The sequence below is a fragment of the Pseudomonas taiwanensis genome, assembly GCF_013393345.1.
Taxonomy (GTDB): Bacteria; Pseudomonadota; Gammaproteobacteria; order Pseudomonadales; family Pseudomonadaceae; genus Metapseudomonas; species Metapseudomonas resinovorans_C.
On record NZ_QJRF01000076.1, the window covers coordinates 115,266 to 141,163 of the forward strand.

Annotated in this window: 23 protein-coding genes and 2 tRNA genes; 4 read left to right on the forward strand and 21 right to left on the reverse strand. The window is 63.5% G+C overall.

Going from position 1 to position 25,898, the window contains the following annotated elements; translation table 11 throughout:
- From dnaB to rnr, 7 genes are all read right to left on the reverse strand, one after another.
- Complete coding sequence (gene dnaB / locus DM872_RS27760; RefSeq protein WP_077523739.1) at window positions 1-1,395, reverse strand: replicative DNA helicase; 1,395 nt, start codon at window positions 1,393-1,395, stop codon at window positions 1-3.
- Window positions 1,396-1,508: 113 nt separating this feature from the next.
- On the reverse strand, window positions 1,509-1,955 hold the full coding sequence (gene rplI, locus DM872_RS27765) for a 50S ribosomal protein L9 (RefSeq protein WP_179062419.1): 447 nt from the start codon (window positions 1,953-1,955) through the stop codon (window positions 1,509-1,511).
- Between the two features lie 21 nt (window positions 1,956-1,976).
- The gene (locus tag DM872_RS27770; protein ID WP_179062420.1) at window positions 1,977-2,870 is read right to left on the reverse strand and encodes a hypothetical protein; all 894 of its coding nucleotides are present in this window, start codon (window positions 2,868-2,870) and stop codon (window positions 1,977-1,979) included.
- Between the two features lie 36 nt (window positions 2,871-2,906).
- A complete protein-coding gene (gene rpsR, locus DM872_RS27775; RefSeq protein WP_016495030.1) occupies window positions 2,907-3,137 on the reverse strand; it encodes a 30S ribosomal protein S18 in 231 nt (76 codons plus the stop codon).
- Between the two features lie 28 nt (window positions 3,138-3,165).
- The gene (gene rpsF / locus DM872_RS27780) at window positions 3,166-3,573 is read right to left on the reverse strand and encodes a 30S ribosomal protein S6 (RefSeq protein WP_077523742.1); all 408 of its coding nucleotides are present in this window, start codon (window positions 3,571-3,573) and stop codon (window positions 3,166-3,168) included.
- A 209-nt stretch (window positions 3,574-3,782) separates the two neighbouring features.
- On the reverse strand, window positions 3,783-4,529 hold the full coding sequence (gene rlmB / locus DM872_RS27785) for a 23S rRNA (guanosine(2251)-2'-O)-methyltransferase RlmB (protein ID WP_179062421.1): 747 nt from the start codon (window positions 4,527-4,529) through the stop codon (window positions 3,783-3,785).
- Entirely contained in the window at window positions 4,526-7,276 is a 2,751-nt protein-coding gene (rnr, locus tag DM872_RS27790) for a ribonuclease R (protein WP_179062422.1), read from the reverse strand. The genes rlmB and rnr overlap by 4 nt, the downstream gene beginning before the upstream one ends.
- A 208-nt stretch (window positions 7,277-7,484) precedes the next feature.
- On the opposite strand from rnr, the gene DM872_RS27795 reads away from it, so the two are divergent.
- Window positions 7,485-7,571 (forward strand) — tRNA-Leu (locus tag DM872_RS27795).
- A 106-nt stretch (window positions 7,572-7,677) separates the two neighbouring features.
- A tRNA-Leu gene (locus DM872_RS27800) sits at window positions 7,678-7,764 on the forward strand.
- Window positions 7,765-7,875: 111 nt separating this feature from the next.
- Here DM872_RS27800 and DM872_RS27805 read toward each other — a convergent pair.
- The 13 genes from DM872_RS27805 to DM872_RS27865 form a co-directional block, all read right to left on the reverse strand.
- Window positions 7,876-9,810, reverse strand: a complete 1,935-nt coding sequence (locus tag DM872_RS27805; protein WP_179062423.1) for a methyl-accepting chemotaxis protein — start codon at window positions 9,808-9,810, stop codon at window positions 7,876-7,878.
- Window positions 9,811-9,965: 155 nt separating this feature from the next.
- A complete protein-coding gene (locus tag DM872_RS27810; protein WP_179062424.1) occupies window positions 9,966-11,261 on the reverse strand; it encodes an adenylosuccinate synthase in 1,296 nt (431 codons plus the stop codon).
- Window positions 11,262-11,361: 100 nt separating this feature from the next.
- Complete coding sequence (locus DM872_RS27815) at window positions 11,362-12,546, reverse strand: ATP phosphoribosyltransferase regulatory subunit (RefSeq protein ID WP_179062425.1); 1,185 nt, start codon at window positions 12,544-12,546, stop codon at window positions 11,362-11,364.
- Between the two features lie 34 nt (window positions 12,547-12,580).
- The gene (locus tag DM872_RS27820) at window positions 12,581-12,766 is read right to left on the reverse strand and encodes a DUF2065 domain-containing protein (RefSeq protein ID WP_077523748.1); all 186 of its coding nucleotides are present in this window, start codon (window positions 12,764-12,766) and stop codon (window positions 12,581-12,583) included.
- Between the two features lie 106 nt (window positions 12,767-12,872).
- Complete coding sequence (hflC, locus tag DM872_RS27825) at window positions 12,873-13,742, reverse strand: protease modulator HflC (RefSeq protein WP_077523749.1); 870 nt, start codon at window positions 13,740-13,742, stop codon at window positions 12,873-12,875.
- Window positions 13,742-14,911 carry an FtsH protease activity modulator HflK gene (gene hflK, locus DM872_RS27830; protein ID WP_179062426.1) on the reverse strand — a complete coding sequence of 390 codons (1,170 nt, stop codon included), beginning with the start codon at window positions 14,909-14,911 and terminating at the stop codon, window positions 13,742-13,744. The genes hflC and hflK overlap by 1 nt, the downstream gene beginning before the upstream one ends.
- Before the next feature lie 96 nt (window positions 14,912-15,007).
- Window positions 15,008-16,309, reverse strand: a complete 1,302-nt coding sequence (gene hflX, locus DM872_RS27835; protein ID WP_179062427.1) for a ribosome rescue GTPase HflX — start codon at window positions 16,307-16,309, stop codon at window positions 15,008-15,010.
- A gap of 12 nt (window positions 16,310-16,321) precedes the next feature.
- Window positions 16,322-16,576, reverse strand: coding sequence for an RNA chaperone Hfq (gene hfq / locus DM872_RS27840; RefSeq protein ID WP_077523752.1), 255 nt, complete (start codon window positions 16,574-16,576; stop codon window positions 16,322-16,324).
- 99 nt (window positions 16,577-16,675) lie between these two features.
- Window positions 16,676-17,650: a tRNA (adenosine(37)-N6)-dimethylallyltransferase MiaA gene (gene miaA, locus DM872_RS27845; protein ID WP_179062428.1), complete on the reverse strand. Its 975-nt coding sequence runs from the start codon at window positions 17,648-17,650 to the stop codon at window positions 16,676-16,678.
- A 2-nt stretch (window positions 17,651-17,652) separates the two neighbouring features.
- On the reverse strand, window positions 17,653-19,530 hold the full coding sequence (mutL, locus tag DM872_RS27850) for a DNA mismatch repair endonuclease MutL (RefSeq protein ID WP_179062429.1): 1,878 nt from the start codon (window positions 19,528-19,530) through the stop codon (window positions 17,653-17,655).
- Window positions 19,527-20,963, reverse strand: coding sequence for an N-acetylmuramoyl-L-alanine amidase (locus DM872_RS27855; protein ID WP_179062563.1), 1,437 nt, complete (start codon window positions 20,961-20,963; stop codon window positions 19,527-19,529). Before DM872_RS27855 ends, mutL begins: the two co-directional genes overlap by 4 nt.
- A gap of 8 nt (window positions 20,964-20,971) precedes the next feature.
- Complete coding sequence (tsaE, locus tag DM872_RS27860; protein ID WP_179062430.1) at window positions 20,972-21,439, reverse strand: tRNA (adenosine(37)-N6)-threonylcarbamoyltransferase complex ATPase subunit type 1 TsaE; 468 nt, start codon at window positions 21,437-21,439, stop codon at window positions 20,972-20,974.
- Window positions 21,427-22,926 carry an NAD(P)H-hydrate dehydratase gene (locus DM872_RS27865; protein ID WP_179062431.1) on the reverse strand — a complete coding sequence of 500 codons (1,500 nt, stop codon included), beginning with the start codon at window positions 22,924-22,926 and terminating at the stop codon, window positions 21,427-21,429. Before DM872_RS27865 ends, tsaE begins: the two co-directional genes overlap by 13 nt.
- Window positions 22,927-22,994: 68 nt before the next feature.
- On the opposite strand from DM872_RS27865, the gene queG reads away from it, so the two are divergent.
- Window positions 22,995-24,065 (forward strand): tRNA epoxyqueuosine(34) reductase QueG, encoded by a 1,071-nt coding sequence (gene queG, locus DM872_RS27870; RefSeq protein WP_179062432.1) that lies wholly within the window; start codon window positions 22,995-22,997, stop codon window positions 24,063-24,065.
- 1 nt (window position 24,066) lies between these two features.
- Here the strand turns inward: queG and orn are convergent, their stop codons facing one another.
- A complete protein-coding gene (gene orn, locus DM872_RS27875; protein ID WP_179062433.1) occupies window positions 24,067-24,609 on the reverse strand; it encodes an oligoribonuclease in 543 nt (180 codons plus the stop codon).
- A gap of 238 nt (window positions 24,610-24,847) precedes the next feature.
- Here orn and rsgA point away from each other — a divergent pair, with 238 nt between their 5' ends.
- Window positions 24,848-25,879, forward strand: coding sequence for a small ribosomal subunit biogenesis GTPase RsgA (rsgA, locus tag DM872_RS27880; protein ID WP_179062434.1), 1,032 nt, complete (start codon window positions 24,848-24,850; stop codon window positions 25,877-25,879).
- The last annotated feature ends 19 nt before the right edge of the window (window positions 25,880-25,898 follow it).

Here is a 25,898-nt window from a genome sequence, read left to right on the forward strand (position 1 = left end):
TTATTCGTCGTCGAACTGGTACGCGCCAGGCGCGAGGTTCTCGAAACGCGAGTACTTGCCGAGGAAGGCCAGCCGCGCGGTGCCCAGCGGGCCGTTACGTTGCTTGCCGATGATGATTTCGGCCACGCCCTTGAACTCGGTCTCGGGGTGGTACACCTCGTCGCGGTACACGAACAGGATGATGTCGGCGTCCTGCTCGATCGCCCCGGATTCGCGAAGGTCGGAGTTGATCGGGCGTTTGTTCGGGCGCTGTTCGAGGCCCCGGTTCAACTGAGATAGGGCGATCACCGGACAGTTGAACTCCTTGGCCAGGGCCTTGAGCGAGCGCGAGATCTCGGAAATCTCGTTCACCCGGCTATCGCCGCTGGAACCGGGAATCTGCATCAGCTGCAGGTAGTCGACCATGATCAGGCCGATCTCGCCGTGCTCGCGCGCCAGGCGGCGGGTACGGGCGCGCATCTCGGAGGGCGAGATGCCGGCGGTGTCATCGATGAACAGCTTGCGGTCATTGAGCAGGTTGACCGCGGAAGTCAGGCGCGGCCAATCGTCGTCGTCGAGGCGGCCTGCGCGAACCTTGGTCTGGTCGATGCGACCGAGGGACGCGAGCATACGAATCACGATGGATTCAGAGGGCATCTCCAGGGAATACACCAGGATCGCCTTGTCGCTGCGCATCAGGGCGTTTTCCACCAGGTTCATGGCGAAGGTGGTCTTACCCATGGACGGACGGCCGGCGACGATGATCATGTCGGCCGGCTGCAGGCCGCTGGTCAGGTTATCGAGGTCGTTGAAACCGGTGGACAGGCCGGTAATCGCATCGCCGTTGTTGAACAGCTCGTCGATGCGGTCGATGGCCTTGACCAGGATGTCATTGATGCCCACCGGGCCGCCGGTCTTCGGCCGCGCCTCGGCGATCTGGAAGATCAGGCGCTCGGCTTCGTCGAGGATCTCTTCACCGGTCCGTCCCTGGGGCGCATAGGCGCTGTCGGCGATTTCTGTGCTGATGCCGATCAGCTGGCGCAGCGTGGCGCGCTCGCGAATGATCTGGGCATAGGCCTTGATGTTGGCCACCGACGGGGTGTTTTTCGCCAGTTCGCCGAGGTAGGCCAGTCCGCCGACCTGGGACAGTTGGCCTTCCTTGTCCAGCTGTTCGGACAGGGTGACCACGTCGAACGGCATGTTGCGTTCGGCCAGCTTGAAGATGGCGCGGAAGATCAGCCGATGATCGTGACGATAGAAGTCGCCGTCGGACACCTGGTCGAGCACGCGCTCCCAGGCATTGTTGTCCAGCATCAGGCCCCCGAGGACGGCCTGCTCGGCCTCGATGGAGTGCGGCGGCACCTTGAGGGCGGCAGTTTGCAGGTCGAACTGTTCCGGGGCGGTGATTTCGTTCATGGGCTCGGAAAATTCTCGGGCTGGAAAGACATCGGGCACGTCACCGCTTTCGCAATGACGTGCCCGATGTTAGCGAGCCGGCACCTGAGTGCAAGCTCACTTCGACGGCTTGCTTAGCCGGCAATCACGATCAGCTTGACCGCAGCTTCGACGTCGGTGTGCAGGTGCAGTGCAACGTCGTACTCGCCAACTTGACGGATGGTGCCGTTCGGCAGACGGACTTCAGCCTTGGCAACCGGAACGCCAGCGGCGGTCAGGGCGTCAGCGATGTCGTGGGTGCCGATGGAACCGAACAGCTTGCCTTCGTCGCCGGCGCTGGCAGTGATGGTCACTTCCAGTTCGGACAGCTGGGCAGCGCGGGCTTCGGCAGCAGCCTTCTTGTCGGCAGCCTGCTTTTCCAGCTCAGCGCGGCGGGCTTCGAACGCAGCAACGTTCGCAGCGGTAGCAGCGGTGGCCTTGCCTTTCGGCAGCAGGAAGTTACGGCCGTAGCCGGACTTTACGTTCACCTTGTCGCCCAGGTTGCCCAGGTTGGCGATTTTTTCCAGCAGGATGACTTCCATTTGGGTCTTACCTCTTAACTTTTAACCTTCACCGTTCGCGGGACCGGCGCCATTCTTGCGCGCCTTGCGACCGCGAAAATCAATCAGACTGTCGACGATGGCCAAAACCACCAGCAACGGATAGATCAGCTGCATGAACAGCAACAGCGACACGTACAGACCGACCAGCCAGAAACCGGCCAGCCCACCCTGCTTCGCCAGACCGTGCACCAGTGCCAGGCCGGCGAAAGCCAGCGGCACGCTGCAGATCGGTGTCAGCATCGCCAGCTCGAGGCCCAGGTTCGGCCCCAGCAGCATGGCGGCCAGCAAGCCGAAGGCCAGTGCTGGCGGCAGTTTCAGCGCGCGGAACTCGCTGCCGAAACCACCAGGGTTGTACAGGGCTGCCTGCCAGTAGCGACCGAGCGTCAGGCTCAGCACGCTGACCAGCTGCAGCAGCGCAGCGATCAGGCCGGTCAGGACCGGCGCGACCATGGCTCCCAGACGCGCTCGCTCGTCATCCGCCAATTGCGAATAGACGCCCCCCATCACCTGCGGCATGAGCTTCTGCAGCTCACCCGCCATGGCGGCAATGGGTTCGCGGAACACCGCGCCCAGCACCAGGCCGTACAACAGACCAAGCGCCACGCTGATCATCAGCACCCGCGTCCAGGACACGCTGGAACGCAGTACCAGAGCCAATCCCAGCGCACCGAGCAGCACCATCAAGGTGCGCGGTTCGCCGAAATACCACCAGCCAAGAGCTGGTAGAAGGGCCCAGGCAATGATGCCGAGAGCATCGTTCACACCACGCCGCAGCAGCACCAGGCAACCTGCGGCTGCGCTCAGCCAGAACATCAGGGGCAGAGCCGCTGCACCCGCCACCACGAGGGTGGCCTGCATACGGCCGCGCATGATGAATTCCGCCAGAGCGCGCATTGCGATCTATCCCTTACCTAGGTCGACCGACCGAGATCAACGGCCGTGGCTGTCGGTGTAGGGCAGCAGGGCCAGGTAGCGGGCGCGCTTGATAGCGGTAGCCAGCTGACGCTGATACTTGGCTTTGGTGCCGGTGATACGGCTCGGAACGATCTTGCCGGTTTCGGAGACGTATGCCTTCAGGGTGTTGAGATCCTTGAAGTCGATCTCTTTCACGCCTTCAGCGGTGAAACGGCAGAACTTACGACGACGGAAGAAACGTGCCATGAACTTGGCTCCTCAATAGATCCGTGGATTACTCGTCAGCGTTGTCGCTGTCTTCGCCTTCGGCGACAGCGTCAGTCTCAACGCGCTCACGGCGCTCACGGCGCTCGTTGCGGTTTTCCTCGGCCTTGAGCATCTCGGACTGGCCAGTGATGGCTTCGTCGCGACGGATGACCAGGTTACGGATGACGGCGTCGTTGTAGCGGAAGTTGTCTTCCAGCTCGGCGAGGGCTTTGCCGCTGCACTCAACGTTCAGCATCACGTAGTGAGCCTTGTGAACGTTGTTGATGGCGTAGGCCAGCTGACGACGGCCCCAGTCTTCCAGGCGGTGAATCTTGCCACCGTCTTCTTCGATGAGCTTGGTGTAGCGCTCAACCATGCCGCCAACCTGCTCGCTCTGGTCCGGGTGAACCAGGAAGATGATTTCGTAATGACGCATAAATGCTCCTTACGGGTTGTAGCCTGCCAACATCGTGGTCAGGCAAGGAGTGAATATCTCGTTTGGGCTTGCCGGGTCGGGGACGTGCGCGAGCCTGCCCCCACGGCAAGGGGCGACATTCTAGAGAAGGGTCGAATGCCGCGCAAGATGAATTGGTGAAACTTTGAACAGCCCCGGACGACAGGAAAGCCGCCCGGGGCAAGCCGGCCTCAGGGGCGGCTGCGGCGCTGGCGCACGGCCTCGAACAGGCAGACGCCGGTGGCCACGGAGACGTTGAGGCTGCTGACGCTGCCGGCCATGGGCAGCTTGACCAGGTAATCGCAGTGCTCGCGGGTCAGGCGGCGCATGCCCTTGCCTTCCGCGCCCATGACCAGCACGGTCGGACCGGTCATGTCCTGCTCATAGACTTCCTGCTCCGCCTCGCCGGCAGTACCGACCACCCACAAGCCCTTCTTCTGCAGCTTCTCCAAGGTACGCGACAGGTTGGTCACAGCCACCAGCGGCATGACTTCCGCCGCGCCGCAGGCAACCTTGCGCACCGTGGCGTTGAGGGTGGCGGACTTGTCCTTCGGCACGATCACCGCCAGCACGCCGGCAGCATCGGCGGTGCGCAGGCAGGCGCCGAGGTTGTGCGGATCGGTGACGCCGTCCAGGGCGAGCAGCAAGGGTGCACCCGGGCTGCGCTCGAGCAGTTCGTCGAGCATGTTCTCGCCCCAGACCTGGCTAGGGCTGACCTCGGCCACCACGCCCTGGTGGACGCCTTCGGCCCATTCGTCCAGTTCGTGGCGATCCTTGTGGCCCACCGCGATGCGATGCTGCCCGGCCAGGTCGAGCAGGACCTGGACCCGCGGGTCATGCCGACTTTCCGCCAGCCAGAGCTGCTTGACGCGTTTGGGGTGATGGCGCAGCAGCGCCTCCACAGCATGTACGCCGTAGACCTTTTCCAACTGACTCATTTATTGACCTTGCTACCAGGCGCCTTGGGTTTCGGCGGACCTTTGCGATGTTTCGTGGGTTTGCCGGCGGCCTTGGCCTTCGCCGCCTTGGATTTTTTCTTCGGCGGCTTGGCGCCCGTCCTGGCGGCATCGTTAGCCGGTTTTTCCAGCGCTTTCTGGGCCGGGCGCGTACCTTTGCTGGCCTTGGCACCCTGACGGGCCTCGCTGAGCAGCGCCTGCTTCATGGCCCTGCTCTTGCCTACATCGGTATTGCCAAGCAATTCCTCTGCCTGGGCGAGCATTTCCGGCGGCACTGCCGGCAACGCCTGGACCTTGCCAGCGCGATGACGCCGCGGCGCCACGGCTGCCCTCGGTTCATGCTGCTGGGGCGTGTCACGCTGGGCGTGGCGAGCAGCACCCTTGGCACCCCGACTGCGGCCCTTGCCGACCTTGGGCTCGGCAGCCTTGGCCTTGCCTTTGACCGGAGCGGACTTGTCGGCGCCCCGATTCTTGCGGCCGACCGGTGCGGTGAGGACGTTGTCGGAGAGCTCGAAATCGATCTTGCGCTCGTCCAGATCGACCCGCGCCACCACCACTTCCACCTCGTCACCCAGGCGGAAGCTGCGACCAGAGCGCTCGCCGGACAGGCGATGGTGAATGGGATCGAAGTGGTAGTAGTCGCCCGGCAATGCGGTCACGTGCACCAGGCCTTCGACATAGATGTCGATCAGCTCGACGAAGATGCCGAAGCCGGTCACTGCCGATATCACACCGGGGAAGGTCTCGCCCACGCGATCACGCATGTACTCGCACTTGAGCCAGTTGGTGACATCGCGGGTCGCCTCGTCAGCGCGGCGCTCGGTCATCGAGCATTGCTCACCGAGCTGGACCAGGCGCGCTTCGTCGTACGGGTAGATGCGTGCCTTGGGCATGCTCGCCGCACCGGCCCGCTGCACATGGGCGCTTTCGCGCTTGGAACGGATCAGGCTGCGAATGGCGCGATGCACCAGCAGGTCCGGGTAGCGCCGGATGGGCGACGTGAAGTGGGTGTACGCGTCGTAGTTGAGGCCGAAGTGCCCCTCGTTGTCCGGGCTGTACACGGCCTGACTGAGGGAGCGCAGCATCACCGTCTGGATCAGGTGATAGTCCGGGCGCTCGCGAATCTGCTCGAGCAGCGCCTGGTAGTCACTCGGCGTCGGCTCGTTCTTGCCGCGATTCAGGGACAGCCCCAGCTCGGCCAGGAACTGTCGCAGCTTGTCCAGACGCTCGCTCGGCGGACCGTCGTGGACACGGTAGAGCGCCGGAATCTCGTGCTGCATAAGGAAGCGGGCGGTGGCCACGTTGGCGCACAGCATGCATTCCTCGATCAGCTTGTGGGCGTCATTGCGCTGAGTCGGCAGGATCTCGGAGATCTTGCGGTCGGCGCTGAAGACGATGCGGGTTTCCTGGGTCTCGAAGTCGATGGCTCCACGCAACTGGCGCTGCGCCAGCAGGACCTTGTAGAGCTTGTAGAGTTGCTGAAGCGGCTTGACCAGATGCGGCAGCTGCCCGGCGAACTGTTCGGCTTCGGCGGAATCCGGGGTTTCCAGGAACTGGCTGACCTTCGTATAGGTAAGCCGCGCATGGGAATGAATGACCGCCTCGTAGAACTCGTACCCGGTCAGCTTGCCGGCGCGGGAAATGGTCATATCGCAGACCATCGCCAGGCGATCCACCAGGGGATTCAGGGAGCAGAGGCCATTGGAAAGCACCTCGGGCAACATCGGAATGACCTTCTCCGGGAAGTACACCGAGTTGCCACGGTTGCTCGCTTCTTCATCCAGCGCCGAGCCCACCTTTACATAGTGGGAAACGTCGGCGATGGCGACGACCAGGCGCCAGCCGCCACCCTTGCGGGCCTCGGCATAAACCGCGTCGTCGAAGTCACGGGCGTCTTCGCCGTCGATAGTGACCAGGGGCAAGTCGCGCAGGTCGATGCGCTTCTCCTTGTCCTTCTCGGCCACCTCGGGCTTCAGTTTGGCCGCTTCCTTGATCACAGCGGCCGGCCATTCGTGCGGGATGTCGTAGCTGCGCAGGGCGACTTCGATCTCCATGCCCGGCGCCATGTATTCGCCCAGCACTTCGATCACCTCGCCCTGGGCCAGGCGGAAGTTGCTCGGCCACTGCTCGATCTTCACCTGGACGAACTGGCCGTGCTTGGCCGCACCCTGCTTGCCCTGGGGCACCAGGACTTCCTGCTGGATCTTCGGATTGTCGGCGACCACTCGGGCAATGCCGCTTTCTTCAAAGAAACGGCCGACCAGAGTTTCGTGGGCGCGCGCGATCACTTCCACCAGGGCACCTTCGCGGCGACCACGGCGGTCAACGCCGGACACCCGCGCCAACGCGCGGTCACCATCGAATACCAGGCGCATCTGCGCGGGGCTGAGGAAGAGGTCTTCGGAAGCGTCGTCAGGAATGAGGAAGCCGAAGCCATCGCGGTGACCACTGACGCGACCACAGATCAGGTCGAGCTTGTCCACCGGTGCATAGGTTCCGCGACGGGTATAGATAAGCTGGCCATCGCGCTCCATGGCGCGAAGTCGACGACGCAGGGCTTCGAGCTGCTCGTCGGTGGTCAGGCCGAACTCTTCCACCAGCTGCTCCCGACTGGCCGGGGCGCCGCGTTCGTCGAGGCGCTGCAGGATCAATTCGCGGCTGGGGATGGGGTTCTCGTATTTTTCCGCCTCGCGAGCGGCCTCGGGGTCGAGGTTCTGCCAATCGGCCATTAGGGGGTGATCACCTTTTTATCCATAGAGGGATTTGCCATGTGTCTTATTGAAGCGCGAATTCCGATTGTCGGTCAGCTTAGTCCGAAGAATAATTTTTTTCGCGCTCAGGGGTTTACAACACAAAAGTCGGCTCGTATAGTTCGCGCCCACAGCGTCGCTGAGACGTTGTGAAGGAAGTGAATGAGCAATCATCGCATCCTGAAGTGCCCAGGTGGCGGAATTGGTAGACGCACTAGGTTCAGGTCCTAGCGGTGGCAACACCGTGGAAGTTCGAGTCTTCTCCTGGGCACCATTTTCAAAAACCGAGCCGCGAAGCTCGGTTTCGTTTTAACGGACTGTACGGTTCCGTGTCGTTCACGATGAACACCGTATAAGTCGATGAGCGATCATCGCAATGTGCCCAGGTGGCGGAATTGGTAGACGCACTAGGTTCAGGTCCTAGCGGTGGCAACACCGTGGAAGTTCGAGTCTTCTCCTGGGCACCACTCTTCAACAAAGCCGAGCTCTGCTCGGCTTTGTGCTTTCTGGCTCCCGGCAATTCCGCGACAGCCACCTGATAAAGAGGCGAGCCTGCGCCCGCCCCTTCCCCGCTCCCTTTACGCTTTGAACTGCCCCAGGCTGGCCTTCAACTGATCAGCCAGACCGGCGAGCACGCGTCCGCTGCTGGCAGTCGCCGCTACCGCCTCGGCCGCCCGGCTAGCCTCGATATGGATCACATCGACCCGGCCACGAACACCGTCGGCCCCGGTCGCCTGATGCTCCGCCGCACGAGCCGCCGCCTGCACCGCACCATGCACCTGCTCCACGGCCTGCTGCACGCTCTGCTGCAGACGCTCGCTGTCACGCAGCGCCTCCAGCCCCTCCACCGCACGCTCGCGCGCCTGGGAAATCGCCGACACGGCCTCACGCGCACCGGTCTGCAGGGCCACGATGTGTTCCTGGATATCGCCGGTGGACTGCTGGGTCTTGCTGGCCAGCGCCCGCACTTCATCGGCGACGACGGCAAAACCACGCCCGCTCTCCCCCGCTCTCGCCGCCTCGATGGCTGCGTTCAACGCCAGCAGGTTGGTCTGCTCGGCGATGCCATGAATCACCGACAGCACCATTTCTATCTGCTGACTCTGCCGCGCCAGTCGCTCGATCACTTCGGAACCGTTCTGGACCCGCGCCTCCAGGTTCTCGATCAGACCTCCTACTTTGCGCGCGATGGCGGCATTGTCTTGTGCCGCCTGGCGAATCTCTCCCACCTGACGCAAGGCATCCTGCATCGCCTGGCTTTCAGCCTGGGCTTCCGCCGCCATCCCGGCCAACGCACTCAGACTGCCTTCCACCTCACTGCGCTGGCGGTGTGCCGCGGCCTCGGCGGACTGGCTGCGCTCGGACAGCGCCCGGATTTCCACGCCGGTGCGCTGCGCCACATCCCCCGCCTCACGGACGATGGGCTGCAGCTTGTCGACGAAGCGGTTCACCGCAGTGGCCATTTCGCCGACCTCATCACGACTGTCGAGTTTGACGCGACGCGTCAGGTCGCCTTCACCTGCAGCCAGGTCGTTCAGGGCATTGATCAGCAGGCGCAGTCGCACCACCACGCGGCGCCCGAGTACCACAGCAAGCACCAGCAGGACACCGAGACCGACCAACGCCAATCCCAGACCGATGCGCCAGCGCAACTCAGCCGCGGCCGACTCCACCGCCTGACGGGTACCCACACTCATGCTGCCAGCAGCTTCCCGGGCCGACTGCAGGCGAGCCGTCAGGACCGCACTGCTCTCGCTGGCGGCGCCGGAGAGGCTTTCGCTCACCAGTTCGCCTCCACTGGCGATCAGCGCGACGAAACGCTGGTCCAGCGCCTTCAACTGCTCCTCCACTGCGGCAGTCGAGACACCCATGCGCACCTTGCCGATTTCCACGCCATTGGGACTGATAGGCGCCTCCACCAGGTAGACGGAGGGCTCGTTGGCCGCCGCATTCAGCACCTTGTCCAGGGCGCGATCACCCTGCCCCCTGGCCAACAGCGCCTTGATCTGCGGGTTCTCGCGATTGAGGTAGCGGGTCAGATGCTGACCATTGGCGTCGTCATAAACGACGAAGAGCACATTGGGATTGCGCTGGGCGCGACGGGCGAACTCGGAGAGCGTGGGCACATCGTTGTCCCACATGGCGCGCGGCGCTACGGCCGCCAGCAATTGCGCCAGGTCGTTGGCCGACTCCTTGAGGCTCTGCTCGAGGGTCTGGCGCAACTGCCCCTGCTCTTGCTGGAGACGCTCACTCAGGGCCACCCCCAGGCGCTCGCGAGTCTTGGTGGAGAGGGCACTCAAGCTACCGGAAACTTCTTGGCCGGCCTGCTCGAGATCGCCCGCCAGGCGCTGAGTGTCACCCCCGAGGCGCACACCCAGCTCATCCACCAGCGAGTTCACGGTGCTCCTCGTAAGGGCAACGGCAACCAGCACCTGCACCAGGAGGGCAATGCCCAGCGCCATGAAGACCGGACGAAGCAAACGGCTTTGCAACAAAGACAGGATGGCTGACACGACTTGTGGCTCCTTTACGACCGTTACCGCTATAACGGCGACAACTCGGATTTATAAAGTGCCAGCAAGGTACGTGCCGACCAGCAGCGCGACATTCGCGGCCACTGAAACGACGAAGGGCCGCACATGGCGGCCCTTCGGGGGAGTCAGGAGACTCAGGCGTAGGGGTGACGCAGGACGATCGTCTCGTTACGGTCAGGACCGGTGGAGATGATATCGATAGGCGCACCCACCAGCTCTTCCACGCGCTTGATGTAGGCGCGGGCGTTGGCCGGCAGTTCTTCCAGGCTCTTGGCGCCGACGGTGGATTCGCTCCAGCCCGGCATTTCCTCGTAGACCGGCTGCAGGCCGATGTAGCTGTCGGCATCGGTCGGCGCATCGACCAGAATTTCGCCGTTCACATCTTTATAGCCGGTGCAGATACGGATGGTTTCCAGGCCGTCGAGCACGTCCAGCTTGGTCAGGCACAGGCCCGAGATGCTGTTGATTTCGATGGCGCGACGCAGGATCACGGCATCGAACCAGCCGCAGCGACGGGCGCGACCAGTGGTGGAGCCGAACTCGTGGCCACGCTTGGCGAGGAAGGCGCCGGTTTCGTCGAACAGCTCGGTCGGGAACGGGCCGGAACCCACACGAGTGGTGTAGGCCTTGGTGATGCCGAGGATGTAGTCCAGGTAAAGCGGACCGAAGCCGGAGCCGGTGGCGGTACCGCCAGCGGTGGTGTTGGAGCTGGTGACGTAGGGATAGGTGCCGTGGTCGATGTCCAGCAGCGAGCCTTGCGCGCCTTCGAACATGATGTAGGCGCCTTGCTTGCGCAGCTGGTGCAGGCGCGCAGCGACGTCGACCATCATCGGCTTGAGCAGCTCGGCGTAGGCCAGGGCCTCGTCCAGGGTCTTCTGGAAGTCGACCGCCGGCTCCTTGTAATAGTGCTGCAGAACGAAGTTGTGGTAGTCCAGCAACTCGCCCAGCTTGGCGGCAAAGCGCTCGCGGTGGAACAGGTCGCCGATACGCAGGCCGCGACGAGCGACCTTGTCTTCGTAGGCCGGGCCGATGCCGCGACCGGTGGTGCCGATCTTGGCGTCGCCGCGGGCCTTCTCGCGAGCCTGGTCCAGGGCCACGTGGTACGGCAGGATCAAGGTGCAAGCCGGGCTGATGCGCAGGCGCTCACGCACCGGTACACCCTTCTCTTCCAGCTTGGTGATTTCGCGCATCAGCGCATCGGGCGCGACCACGACGCCGTTACCGATCAGGCACTCGACATTTTCACGCAGGATGCCGGACGGGATCAGGTGCAGCACGGTCTTCTCGCCGTCGATCACCAGGGTGTGACCGGCGTTGTGGCCGCCCTGGTAACGCACTACGGCGGCAGCCTGGTCGGTCAGCAGATCGACGATCTTGCCCTTACCCTCATCACCCCACTGGGTGCCCAGGACTACGACATTCTTACCCATAACACTTGTCCTCTTCGCAGAAGCTCGGAGCCGGCAGCCGCCGGCGGAAAACACGGAAAATCGTTAGCGGCCGGCAATTCAGCACCGGCCTTGAAACGTCTTAGGAAAGCGCCGCCACCTGCCAACGCCCGCCGTTCAGAACTAGCTGGCGGTCACAGCCGGCTTCCTGTGCGTTTGCCACTTCCTGGCCCGGCAGGGCCTGCACCACACGCTGGCCATCAGCCCGAAGGCGCTTGACCTCGTACCACAGGTACGGGTCATGGCTGTCCGGGGCCCAGATACCAGAAACTTCCTGCTCCAGCGACATGTTGCCCAGGGTCACCAGGGTCTTCAGGTCGGTGGAGAAACCGGTGGCCGGGCGCGCCCGGCCGAAGTCGGCGCCAATATCGTCATAGCGACCGCCCTGCGCGATGGACTGCCCAACGCCCGGCACGAAGGCGGCAAAGACCACCCCGGTGTGATAGTGGTAACCGCGCAGCTCACCCAGGTCGAAGTACAGCGGCAACTCTGGATAGCGCAGCTCCAGCGCATCGGCGATGGCGATCAGCTCGTCCAGTGCACGATGCACGTCCTCCGGCGCATCCATCAGCACGCCCTGGGCCAGATCCAGCACTTCGCGGCTGCCACAGAGTTCGGCCAGGGAACGGAGCATGGATGCCAGTTCGTGAGGCAGGTCTTCGGTGAGCTCGGCCACCTCGTCCACTGCCTTGCGCTGCAGGGCGTCGAACAGGCTGCGCTCAACCTCGCCGGAAAGACCCGCGGCCTTGGCCAGCCCGCGATAGATTCCGACATGGCCAAGGTCCATATGCACGTCCGGCACGGCGGCCAGTTCGAGCATCTCCAGCATCAAGCTGATGACTTCCACGTCACTCGCCGGACTGGCGTCGCCGTAAAGCTCAGCACCCAACTGGATCGGGCTGCGCGAAGTGGATAGCGCTCGCGGCTTGGCGTGCAGCACGCTGCCGGCATAGCACAGGCGATTCGGGCCTTCACGACGCAGCGTGTGAGCATCGATGCGCGCAACTTGCGGCGTGATGTCCGCGCGGAATCCCATCAGGTGGCCCGACTGCGGGTCGGTCACCTTGAACGTGCGCAGGTCGAGGTCCTGACCGGCACCGGTCAGCAGGGACTCGAGATATTCAATATGCGGAGTGACCACGAAGTCGTAGCCCCAACGCTGGAACAGATCCAGCACCTGGCGGCGGGCTGCCTCGATGCGTGCCGCCTCGGGCGGCAGTACTTCTTCGATACCGTCTGGCAGCAGCCAGCGATCTACCGTTGCCATTTCGCCAATCCCCTCTCAACCGGGCGGCAAGCCATCAGTGAAGCAGATAAAGGAGGCCGGTCCCCAGCAACATGCTGGACAGGCCCATCAGGCGGAGATGACGGTCTTTGAACTCCGCCACCCCAAGCACCGCGGCGCGCCAACGGCGCGGATAGAGGAAGGGCAGGATGCCTTCCAGCACCAGCATCAGACAAAACGCAATGCCGAGTTCCTGCCACATGATTCCCGCGGACGCAAAAAAGCCGGGATTTCCCGGCTGACCCATGATAACACGTTTTCCCTGACGGTCACCCGGCGGACGATGAGCGTCCGCCGGAGGACTTGTATCAGCGTGCGGCCTTGTCCAGATAGCGGAAGAAGTCGCTATTGGGATCCAGCACCATCACGTCGCTCTTGTTGGCAAAGCTTTCACGGTAAGCCTGGAGGCTGCGGTGGAAAGCGTAGAACTCCTGGTCCTGCCCGTATGCCTTGGCGTAGATCGCAGCGGCCTTGGCATCGCCGTCACCGCGGGTCTCCTCGGCTTCGCGATAGGCTTCAGCCAGCAGCACACGACGCTGGCGGTCAGCATCCGCACGGATACCTTCGGCCAGTTCCGAACCCTTGGCACGGTGCTCGCGAGCCTCACGCTCCCGCTCGGTACTCATCCGCTCGAACACGCTGCGGTTGACTTCCTTGGGCAGGTCGATGGCCTTTACACGAACATCCACAACCTCGATGCCCAGCTCCTTGCTGGCCATGCGATTGAGGGCGGAGGTGATGTCAGCCATCAGCGCATCACGCTCACCCGACACCACTTCATGCAGCGTGCGTTTACCGAACTGGTCACGCAGGCCTGCTTCCAGGCGGCGGGACAAACGCTCGTCGGCAATCTGCTTCATGCCAGAGGTGGCGGTGTAGAAGCGCTCGGCATCAGCCACTCGCCATTTGGCGTAGGCATCCACCATCACTGCCTTCTTCTCAAGAGTGAGGAAGCGCTGTGTGGGCGAGTCCAGAGTCAGCAGACGCGCGTCGAACTTGCGCACCTGGTTGACGTACGGAATCTTGAAGTGCAGGCCGGGCTGGACATTCGCCTCGACGATGCGGCCGAACTGCAGCAGCACTGCCTTCTCGGTCTGCGACACGATGTACAGGCTGCTCCACAGGAGCAGGGCCACCACCACGCCGCCGATCAGGGCAAACAGCGATTTATTGCTCATCAGCGACTCTCCCTGGAACGCGAATTGCGCTGCTGCAAGTCAGTGGCGACACGCGAACCGAGATCACTGCCGCTCGCGGCGGCCGACGCTGCCGGAGCAACCGGAGCCTGGCTGGCACCTCGGTTATCGATCATCTTGTCCAGCGGCAGGTAGAGCAGGTTGCTTTGCCCATCCTTGCCGGAAACCAGAACCTTGCTGGTATTGGCCAGCACATCCTGCATGGTTTCCAGGTACAGACGCTGGCGGGTAACTTCCGGCGCCTTCTGGTACTCAGTGAGCAGCTTGGTGAAGCGGTCAGCCTCACCTTCGGCGCGCGCAACGACTTCATCGCGGTAACCGTTGGCATCCTCGATGATGCGCTGGGCTTGACCACGAGCCTCGGGGACCACGGCATTGGCATAGGCCTCGGCCTGGTTCTTGGCACGTTGTTCGTCCTCGCGAGCACGGATGACGTCATCGAAGGCTTCCTGCACTTCACGCGGCGCGGCCGCACTCTGCACGTTGACCTGGGTGACGGTGATACCGGTGCGATAGGTATCGAGGAAGCGCTGCAGGCGCTCCTTGATTTCGCTGGCCATCAGCTCGCGACCTTCAGTCAGCACCTGGTCCATCTCGGTAGAACCGACCACATGGCGCAAGGCACTCTCGGTGGCATGCTGCAGGCTGACCTCAGGCTGGTCGACGTTCAGCACGAAGTCCTGGAGGTTGCTGATCTTGTACTGGACGGTGAGCGGCACTTCGACGATGTTCTCGTCCTCGGTGAGCATCTGACCCTGCTTGCTGTAAGCACGCTCGCGGGTGACGTTCTCCTGGAACTTGCGATCGATCGGCGGGAAGTAGATGTTCAGGCCAGGGCCGACAGTCTCGTAGTACTTGCCGAAGCGCAGCACCACGGCTTGCTCCTGCTCGTCCACAACATAAACCGCGCTGTACAGCCAGACCACGGCAAGCAAGGCCAGGCCGATGCCAAGCAGGCCGAAACCGCCCGACCTGCCGCCACCTTCGTCGCCGCCGCCACGTTTCTTGCCGCTGCCGAACAATCCGTTCAGGCTGTCCTGCAGCTTGCGGAAGGCCTCGTCCAGGTCCGGTGGCCCTTTGCGGTCGCCGCCACGGCGTCCACCCCAGGGGTCCTGGTTATTCGAGTTGCCACCCGGCTCGTTCCAAGCCATAGCGCTCTCCATACTGATAAAGCAAAGACGCGCCCACGGCGCGCCCGCCCATGCTACCCAAGCCCGCGGCCCGCCGCAAAATCACCTCAGCGGGCTTTATTGCAAAGTGTGTTGCTCGAGAAACTCGCTCGGCTGCCAGCCTTCTCGGCTGACCAGTCGATTCAGCTCAACGCGCGGCAGACGCACTGCAAGGAGAGCATCCCCAGCCTCGTTGTGATCCTCGGTCTGTACCGCACCCAAGGCAAAGAACTGTGCCCGCAACCGACCAAAACGCTGAGGCAGACGCAGGGTACCCACGAAGAGATCATCACCCAGCAACTCGGCCACGGCCTGTTCCAGCAACTCGAGACCGCTGCCATCACGCGCCGACAACCAGACCCGTTCGGGCTTGCCGTCCTCGTCGCGCTGGATATGCGGCTCGACGTTCGCCAACAGGTCGACCTTGTTGTAGACCTCCAGCATCGGCAGGCCTTCGGCACCGATCTCACCCAGCACCGCCAGCACCTGTTCGATCTGCGCCATGCGTTCGGGCTCGTGAGCATCGATGACATGCAGCAGTAGATCGGAGTTGGACGATTCTTCAAGGGTAGCCCGGAAGGCTTCGACCAGCTTGTGCGGCAGGTGGCGAATGAACCCCACCGTGTCGGCCAGGACAATCGGCCCGAGGTCATCCAGTTCGAGCCGGCGCAGGGTCGGGTCGAGGGTGGCGAACAACTGGTCAGCGGCATAAACCTCGGACGTGGTCAGCGAATTGAACAGCGTGGACTTGCCAGCGTTCGTGTAGCCGACCAGGGACACCGAGGGAATATCCGCACGCTTGCGCCCACGACGGGCCTGCTCGCGCTGGCTGCGGACCTTTTCGAGACGCTGCTTGATCTGGCGAATGCGCACGCGCAGCAGACGACGGTCGGTTTCCAGCTGGGTTTCACCGGGACCGCGCAGGCCGATACCGCCTTTCTGGCGCTCAAGGTGAGTCCAGCCGCGCACCAGACGCGTACTCATGTGCTCGAGCTGGGCCAGTTCGACCTGCAGCTTGCCTTCATGAGTACGGGCACGTTGGGCGAAGATATCGAGAATCAGACCGGTACGGTCGAGCACCCGGCATTCAAAAGCGCGCTCGAGGTTGCGCTCCTGACTGGGTGTGAGGGTGTGGTTGAAGATGACCAGTTCGGCCTTTTCGGCCCCGACCAGGTCATGCAACTCATCGACCTTGCCGCTCCCGATCAGATACTTGGCCGTTGGCTGGTGACGGGAAACAGAGACGAATGCCACTGTATCCGCACCGGCCGAACGAGCAAGTTCCAGGAATTCCTGCGGGTCTTCGCGCGCCTCGGGATCTTGGCCTTCCAGATGAACCAGAATGGCTCGTTCACCACCACCAGGGCGTTCGAAAAACAAAGCAGTCTCCTATCAGGCGTTACCCGGCTCAGCCTGCTCTTGCTCGGAAGCGCTGGGCAGACGTACGGGGCGGCTCGGTACCACAGTGGAAATGGCGTGTTTGTAGACCATCTGGCTGACAGTGTTCTTCAGCAGAATCACGAACTGGTCGAAGGATTCGATCTGGCCCTGCAGCTTGATGCCGTTCACCAGATAGATGGAAACCGGTACGCGTTCCTTACGCAGGGTATTGAGGTAAGGGTCTTGTAGCGAATGCCCTTTTGACATGTGCCGCACTCCTTTAGGGAAAAGTTTTTAGTTTTCAAATGACAAGAAAGATGACTGGTCCCGCCCTACCCCCAAGGATAGACGGTAACCGGTAAGGTCTCAGTTCAATATGGAGACCGACTTCAGGTATTTCAAGGTACGCGGCAGATTGTCGCAAGCAAGACTGTCCAACCAGTACAGATCGGACCAGCTACGCAACCAGGTGAACTGTCGCTTGGCGAGTTGGCGGGTGGCGATGATGCCGCGCTCTTCCATCTCGTTCCGGGTCAGCACGCCATCCAGGTAATCCCAGGCCTGGCGATAGCCAACCGCCCTTATCGACGGCAACCCTGCATGCAAGTCACTTCTGCAGCGCAGCGCTTCGACCTCTTCGATGAAACCCTGTTCCAGCATCAGACGAAAACGTTGCGCAATTCTTTCGTGCAACACCTGACGCTGGGTCGGCGCAATAGCCAAGTGCGCGACAGTATACGGCAAATGCGCCGTTCCTGGCGTGTTCTCGGCCGTAGTTTGCGCAGCTTGCCGCTGTCGGTGGGCGGTCATGGTGAGCCCGCTGACCTTGTAGACCTCAAGCGCCCTTGTCAGACGCTGCGGGTCGTTGGGATGGATGCGCGCCGCGGACTCGGGATCGATCGCTGCCAGCTCCCGATGCAGCGCAGCCCAGCCCTCGCGGGCCGCCCGGGCCTCCAGCTCGGCACGCACATCGGGATCGGCGCTGGGCATATCCGCCAACCCTTCCAGCAATGCCTTGTAATACAGCATGGTGCCGCCCACCAGCAGCGGAATCCGCCCCTTGGCGGTGATTTCCGCCATCGCAGCCAGGGCATCAGCGCGGAATTCCGCGGCCGAATAGCTCTCTGCCGGATCACGGATATCAATGAGGCGATGGGGAAACTCGGCCAGGGTGGCCTTATCCGGCTTGGCGGTACCGATATCCATGTCGCGATAGATCAACGCCGAATCGACGCTGATCAGCTCGCAAGGCAGGGTTCGCGCCAGCTCCAGCGCAAGATCGGTCTTGCCGGCGGCTGTCGGGCCCATGAGGAAGATTGCCGGTGGCAGCCTTTCAGCCATGCTCAGCGACCACGAAGGAACAGTTTATCCAGGTCATCCATGCCCAATTGGGTCCAGGTCGGACGCCCGTGGTTGCATTGGCCGCTGCGCTCCGTGTGTTCCATGTCGCGCAGCAGGGCATTCATTTCCGGCTGGGTCAGGCGACGATTCGCCCGCACGGCACCGTGACAGGCCATGGTGCCCAGAAGCTCGTTGAGGTGCGCCTGGATACGGTCGCTCGTGCCGTATTCCAGCAGGTCTGAAAACACATCGCGCACCAGCTGGGAGGCCTCGGCCTGTTTCAGCAGGGCCGGGATCTGGCGGATGGCCAGGGTTTCCGGACCCAGGCGCTGCAACTCGAAGCCAAGACGGCGGAACCACTCGCCATGCTCCTCGGCACAATCGGCCTCGCGCTGGCTGACTGCGATGGATTCCGGCACCAGGAGCGGCTGCCCCTTGAGCCCTTCGCTGGCCATGGCCACTTTCAGGCGCTCGTAAGTAATGCGCTCATGGGCCGCATGCATATCCACCAGCACCAGCCCCTGGGCGTTCTCCGCGAGGATGTAGATGCCCTTGAGCTGCGCCAGGGCGTAGCCCAGCGGCGGCACATCGCCCTGGGCCTCCGGCAGCGCAGCCGGTGCAGAAGCCGTCGACAATGGTGCGAAGAACTCACGGTACGCTCCCTGGGCCTCGGCAATCGGCACGACAGGTTGCGGACGCGGCGCCTGGTAGCCACTGACAGGCGGATTCCAGGCCGGTTGAGACGACGAGCGTTCCAGGACGTTGGCCGCCAAGCTCATTTCCCCCTGGGGACCGAATTCACCCGCAGCAAGACCACTCGGCCGGACAACCGCGTCGGTAGCGGCAGGCGCAGCGAGCTGATCCTCCGGACGCACTTCACCCAGGGCGCGGTGCAGGGTGCCGTAAAGGAAGTCATGAACCATGCGGCTATCGCGGAAGCGCACTTCGTGCTTGGTCGGGTGCACATTGACGTCGACCACTGCAGGATCGACCTCGAAGAACAGTACGAAGGTCGGATGCCGGCCGTTGTAGAGCACATCCCGGTAGGCCTGGCGTACAGCGTGGGCCACCAGTTTGTCGCGCACCATGCGGCCATTCACATAGAAGTACTGCAGATCGGCCTGGCTACGGGAGAAGGTGGGCAGGCCCACCCAGCCCCAAAGATGCAAGCCATTGCGCTCGACCTCGATGGGCAACGCCTGCTCCAGGAAGGCGGGACCGCACACCGTAGCGACCCGGCGGGCACGGGCGATGGCGTCGCGTGCTTCATGGAGCGCGAAGATGGTCTTGCCGTTGTGCCGCAAATGGAAGGCCACATCGAAGCGAGCCAGGGCCAGACGCTTGATGACTTCCTGCAGATGGTCGAACTCTGTTTTCTCGGCACGCAGGAACTTGCGCCGCGCCGGGGTATTGAAGAACAGGTCACGAACTTCCACCGAAGTGCCCACCGGATGCGCAGCGGGCTGGACCCGCGCTTCCATGTCGCGCCCCTCGGTTTCCACCTGCCAGGCCTGGTCGGCATCGGCAGTGCGCGAAGTCATGGTCAGCCGCGCAACGGAACTGATCGACGCCAGCGCTTCGCCACGGAAGCCCAGGCTCATCACCCGCTCCAGGTCTTCCAGATCGCGAATCTTGCTGGTGGCGTGGCGCGCCAGTGCCAGGGGCAGGTCGTCCGGGGGAATGCCGCCGCCGTCGTCGCGAACCCGCAGCAGTTTGACGCCACCCTGCTCGACTTCGACATCGATACGGCGGGCACCCGCATCCAGGCTGTTTTCCAGAAGCTCCTTGATGACGGAGGCGGGACGCTCGACCACCTCGCCGGCGGCAATCTGGTTCGCCAGCCGCGGACTCAGCAGCTGGATGCGCGCCAGCTCGCTCATGGCTGTGCCGCCAGGGTCGCGGCAGGGATGTTCAGGACCTGACCAACCTTGACGTTGTCGTTGGACAGCGAGTTGGCCTTGCGCAGTGTCGCCACACTCACTTCGTAACGCTGGGCGATCAGCGCCAGGCTCTCGCCGGAGGTGACAATGTGCTCGCGCGGGCCAATGGCGATCTTGCCCTGATCACGCAGCCAGGCGACGTAGGTACCGGGCGGCGGGTTCTGCTGGAAGAACTGCTTCACCCCGGTCTTGATCGAGCGCGCCAAGGCCTGTTGGTGGCCCGGCGATGCCAGCTTCTGGGATTCGTTATGGTTGGAGATGAACCCGGTTTCCACGAGGATCGAGGGAATATCCGGCGACTTCAGCACCATGAACCCCGCCTGCTCCACCCGACGCTTGTGCAAGGAAGTGACCTGGCCGACGTTGGACAGCACCTTCTGCCCGACATTGAGGCTGGAAGACAACGTCGCCGTCATCGACAGGTCGAGCAGCACGCCAGCAAGCATCCGGTCCTTGTCATCGAGACTGACACTGCCCACGCCGCCGATCAGGTCGGAGCGGTTTTCGTTATCGGCCAGCCAGCGGGCGGTTTCCGACGTGGCGCCGCGGTCCGACAGGGCGAACACCGAGGCCCCGAAGGCGCTGCGGCTGGGCGCAGCGTCGGCATGAATGGAAACGAAGAGGTCAGCGCCTTTCTTGCGGGCGATCTCGGTGCGTTTGCGCAACGGGATGAAATAGTCGCCGGTACGCACCAGTTCGGCGCGGAAGCCTTTCTCCTGGCTGATCTGGCGCTGCAGTTCCTTGGCGATGGCCAGCGTCACGTTCTTCTCATGCTGGCCCTTGGGCCCAAGGGCACCGGGGTCTTCGCCGCCGTGGCCGGCGTCGATTGCGACCACGATGTCGCGCTTGCCACCGGGCACTGGCGGCAGCTTGCTGGGGACCGGCTGGGTGGGTGTCACGGGCGGTTGCGGCGTGGTCGGTGCAATCGCCACCTGGGGCGCGCTGGCCTCTTTGGCGGCGGCTTCCTGATCGAACAGGTCCACCACCAGGCGGTTGCCGTACTGCTGGTTGGGCGCCAGGAAAAAGCTTTTCGGCGTCACGGTGGAAGATATATCGATCACCACCCGCAGGTCGGTGGGCGTGCGCTGGGCGGAGCGAACACTGGTGATCGGCGTATTGCTGAGGGACAACTGCTCCAGCTTGGTAGCCAGCTGGGCGCCATTGATATCGATGACGATGCGGTTGGGCGCCGTCAGGGTGAATACGGAATGTTGCACCGGCCCGGATAGATCGAAGACCAGACGGGTATTGTCAGGCGCGCGCCAAAGCCGCACCCCGCGGACCTCCGCGGCAGCCAGGACATCAGCGGCGAACGCCGCGAGCAGAACCCCAATCCCGGCAAACAGTGCGCGCGAGCGCATACCCCACCCCATCTTTGTTTTCATGCTCCCAAGGCCAGGGCGGCACACCATGCTTCGCCACGTTTGGTATGTGGCGAAAAACGCAGCGAACGGCCGCCCGCTTGCGGCGTAATGTTAATGTCCAGGTCGGCCTTTGGCAAAATGCCGGCGCCCCGCTGGGGCCACTCGATCAGACACAAGGCGTCGCCTTCGAAGTAGTCGCGGATACCCAGAAATTCCAGTTCTTCCGGGTCGGCCAGGCGGTATAGATCGAAATGGAAGGCGCGCTTGTCACCTATTTCATAAGGCTCCACCAGGGTGAAGGTGGGACTTTTCACCGCCCCGGCATGACCCAATCCCCGCAGGAGGCCGCGAGATAGCGTGGTCTTGCCCGCTCCCAGATCCCCGTGCAGATAGAGAATGCCGTGCCCTTCGGTCAGGGTCGCCAGACGGGCGCCGAGGGCCATCATGGCGTCCTCGCCTTCGGCATACAGGATCACTTCAGGCACGGTGCAAACTCCTCGAGCAACTGACGAATGGTCGGAATCAGATCGCTGGCCGCCAGCCCCCGGCCCGCTCGGGCCAGGTTCTCGCCCGCATTGGCATGCAGCCAGACCGCAAGGCAGGCGGCGGCATAGCCGTGCATCCCCTGCGCCAGCAGGGCGCCGATCAGCCCGGCGAGCACATCGCCCAGCCCCGCCCCGGCCATTACCGGATGACCGCGATCACAAAGTGCGAGACGGCCATCAGGGGCCGCCACCAGACTGCCAGCGCCTTTCAGCAGGACGACAGCATTGAACTTCTGCGCCAGCGCGAGGGCCGCGCGCGGCCGATCAGCCTGTACCTCGTCGGTCGGAATACCGAGCAGGCGCCCCGCCTCGCCCGGATGCGGCGTGATCACCGACCCCGCAGGCAGTTGAGCCTGACCGTTCGCGAGCAGATTGAGTGCATCGGCGTCCCAGACCTGGGTAGCCTCCAAGCCGACCACGACGCTGAGCAGGCTGCGCCCCCAAGCGCCCTGCCCCAGCCCCGGCCCCACTACCAGCACATCGGCTTTCTCGGCCAAGGCCAGCAATTGATTGGCGGAGCTGATCCCGGCACACATCACTTCCGGACACCTCGCCAGGGCGGCAGCAACATGCTCCGGCCGGGTCGCCAGGGATACCAGTCCGGCGCCGCTACGCAGCGCACTCTCCGCCGACAGCAGTGCCGCGCCGCCCAGCCCACGATCACCGCCCACGACCAGCAGGTGCCCGAACTGCCCTTTGTGAGCGGTACGCGGCCGCGGCGCCAGGCGTTGCAGACTGCCCGCCGCCATGCGCTCGGCGACACGGGGCGTTGCAGCGACCAGTGCGGTGTCGGCCTGCAGATCATCGAACACCAGTTCGCCGACCTGGTTCGGCGCATCCGCCGTGAAAAGGCCCAGCTTGAGCCCGATAAAGGTCACCGTCAGATCCGCGCGCACCGCAACACCCAGCACACGACCGGTATCGGCACAGAGGCCGGACGGAATATCCACTGCCAGCACCGGCAGGCCACTGGCATTGACCAGGCGGATGGCCTGCGCATAGGGCTCGCGCACTACGCCAGCAAGACCGGTACCCAGCAGCGCATCGACTATGACGCCTTCGAGTACCGCGCATTCACTCCAGGGCTGGATGGCGATCCCGGCGGCAACGGCTTCGTCCCGTGCCAATGCGGCATCACCAACCAACGCATCGGCAGCGCCCACAGCCAGGACCTTCACCCGCCAGCCGGCACGCAAGGCCAGAGCAGCGACCAGATAACCATCGCCGGCATTATTGCCACGCCCGGCCAGCACGCTGAGGCTACCTGCCTCAGGCCAGCGTCGGCGCAAGGCACGCCAGGCCGCATGGGCGGCGCGCTGCATCAGCTCGAAACCCGGGATACCCGCCGCAATCAGACGGGCATCGAGGTCGCGCACCTGGGCGGCGCTATGAAGTGAAAGTGGCAGGTCGTCGCGGGAGGAAAGCATCGGATTCGGTTATGGCTGCGAGGTCTGGCAGAATTATATCCACCTCGCCACCGGTTTCCCGCCCCAGCATGACCCTTTCCACGCAAGATCTCGCCTCCCTCGCCCAATCGATCAAGGAATGGGGCCGAGAGCTGGGCTTTCAGCAGGTGGGTATCACCGATGTGGAACTCGGCGAACACGAACACCACTTGCAGCGATGGCTGGACGCCGGCTACCAGGGCGAGATGGACTATATGGCCGCGCATGGCAGCAAGCGCTCCCACCCTGACGAGCTGGTGCCGGGCACGTTGCGCGTGATTTCCCTGCGCATGGATTACCTGCCCGGCGACACGCGGATGGCCAAGGTGCTGGGCCAGCCGGAAAAGGCCTATGTGTCGCGCTACGCCCTGGGCCGCGACTATCACAAACTGATCCGCAAACGCCTGCAGCACCTGGCCGAACGCATCGAGAAGGCGATAGGCCCCTTCAGCTACCGCGCCTTCGTCGACAGCGCACCGGTACTGGAGAAAGCCATCGCGGAGAAGGCCGGCCTGGGCTGGATCGGCAAGAACACCCTGGTTCTCAATCGCAAGGCCGGCAGCTACTTCTTCCTCGGCGAGCTGTTCGTCGATGCCCCGCTACCGGTGGACGCACCGCACGGCAGCGAACATTGCGGCCGTTGCTCGGCGTGCATGGATATCTGCCCGACCGCCGCGTTCACAGGCCCCTATCAGTTGGACGCGCGGCGCTGCATCTCCTACCTGACCATCGAATACAAGGGCAGCATTCCCGAAGACTTGCGCCCGCTGATCGGCAATCGGGTATTCGGCTGCGACGACTGCCAGATGGTCTGCCCGTGGAACCGCTTCGCCCGCCCGTCGGATGAAGGCGATTTCCAGCCGCGCCATGGCCTGGACAACGCCGAACTGGCGGAGCTGTTCCGCTGGAGCGAGGAAGAATTCCTGAGTCGCACCGAAGGCTCGCCCCTACGCCGCGCCGGCTATGAGCGCTGGTTACGCAATCTGGCAGTGGGGTTGGGCAATGCGCCTTCGAGCATTCCGGTACTGGAGGCGCTCAACCTGCGCCGCGAACATCCCTCGGCGCTGGTTCGCGAGCATGTGGAGTGGGCGCTTGCCCGGCACGGGGCAAGCGGGGCCTGAATCAGATCTTGAAGAAGTGCTCGCGGTAGTGCTGAAGCTCCGCGATCGAATCACGGATATCGTCCATTGCCAGGTGGCTGCTGCTCTTCTTCACCCCTTCACGCACTTTCGGCGACCAGCGCGCGGCCAACTCCTTGACGGTGGAAACGTCCAGGTTGCGGTAGTGGAAGTAGGCTTCCAGTTGCGGCATGTGCCGATAGAGGAAGCGGCGGTCCTGGCAGATGCTATTGCCGCAGATCGGCGATTTGCCCTTGGGCACCCATTGTTCGAGGAAGGTCAGGGTCTGCGCCTCGGCTTCCGCCATGCTGATACGGCTCTCGCGTACGCGCTGGGTCAGACCGCTCTGGCCATGCTGACGGGTGTTCCACTCATCCATGCCGGCAAGAATCTCATCGCTCTGATGGATCGCAATGGTCGGACCCTCGGCCAGGACGTTCAACTCGCTGTCCGTCACGATGGTGGCCATTTCGATGATGACGTCCGTATCCGGGTTCAGGCCGGTCATTTCCAGATCGATCCAGATCAGGTTCAGGGCATTCTGCATGTTCGGTCTCCAGGGCAAGACGCGCATTCTAGCTCAGAGCCTATCCACCGATCTGCTGCGCGTCGGCCCTGCTGCGTTAAAAGCAGGCTCGGGTGCTCATTTACCACTCGTAAACTCCGCGCCCTCGCCTGCTTCTGCCTTGCATGACTCTAGCTCGCGATATCGTGAACAGGCTCTCGGGGCCTGAAGTGGTGGGCTGCGTGCTAAACTCGCGCGGTTTTTTCCAAGCGGAACCACCATGGCCAAACGCCAACTTACCCGCCGGCAGAGCTGGCGCATCGAGAAGATTCAGGAGGAGCGCGCCGCCCGCGCAGCCAAGCGGGAGTCGCGCGCACTCGAAGAGCTTGAGGGTGGCGACCTCGGCCCCGAGCAGACGGGTCTGGTGATCGCCCACTTCGGCGTCCAGGTGGAGGTCGAAGCCCTGGACGGCGAGCAGGCCGGCGAAGTGGTGCGCTGCCACTTGCGCGCCAACCTGCCGCCCCTGGTGACCGGTGATCGCGTCGTCTGGCGCCATGGCAACCAGGGCAGCGGCGTGATCGTCGCCCAGCTGCCCCGCAGCTCCGAGCTGTGCCGACCGGACATGCGAGGCGTGCTCAAGCCGGTGGCGGCCAACGTCGACCAGATCGTCATCGTCTTCGCCCCGCTCCCGCATCCGCACGCCAACCTGATCGACCGTTACCTGATCGCTGCCGAGCACGCTGGCATCCACCCGCTGCTGCTGCTGAACAAGGCCGATCTGGTGGATGACGAAAACGCCGCCATGCTCGACGACCTGCTCGGCGTGTATCGCCAGCTGGGCTACCCGCTGCTGGAAGTATCGGCGCGCGAAGGCGGCGGCATGGAAGACCTGATGGCCCGGCTCGACGGCCACATCAGCGTGTTCGTCGGCCAGTCCGGCGTGGGCAAGTCGTCGCTGGTCAACAGCCTGTTGCCGGGAGTGGACACCCGCGTAGGCGCGCTTTCCGAACTCACCGGCAAGGGCACCCACACCACCACGACGGCGCGCCTGTTCCACTTCCCGGGCGGCGGCGAGCTGATCGACTCCCCCGGTATCCGCGAGTTCGGCCTGGGGCATGTCAGCCGTAGCGATGTCGAGGCCGGCTTCGTCGAGTTCAACGAGCTGCTCGGAACCTGTCGCTTCCGCGACTGCAAACACGACCGCGAACCGGGCTGCGCCCTGCTCAAGGCCCTGGAAGACGGCCGCGTGCATCCGCAACGGATGGCCAGTTACCGGCACATCCTTTCCAGCCTGCCGGTGGACGAATACTGAGCCGGCAGCCGCCCGGCAA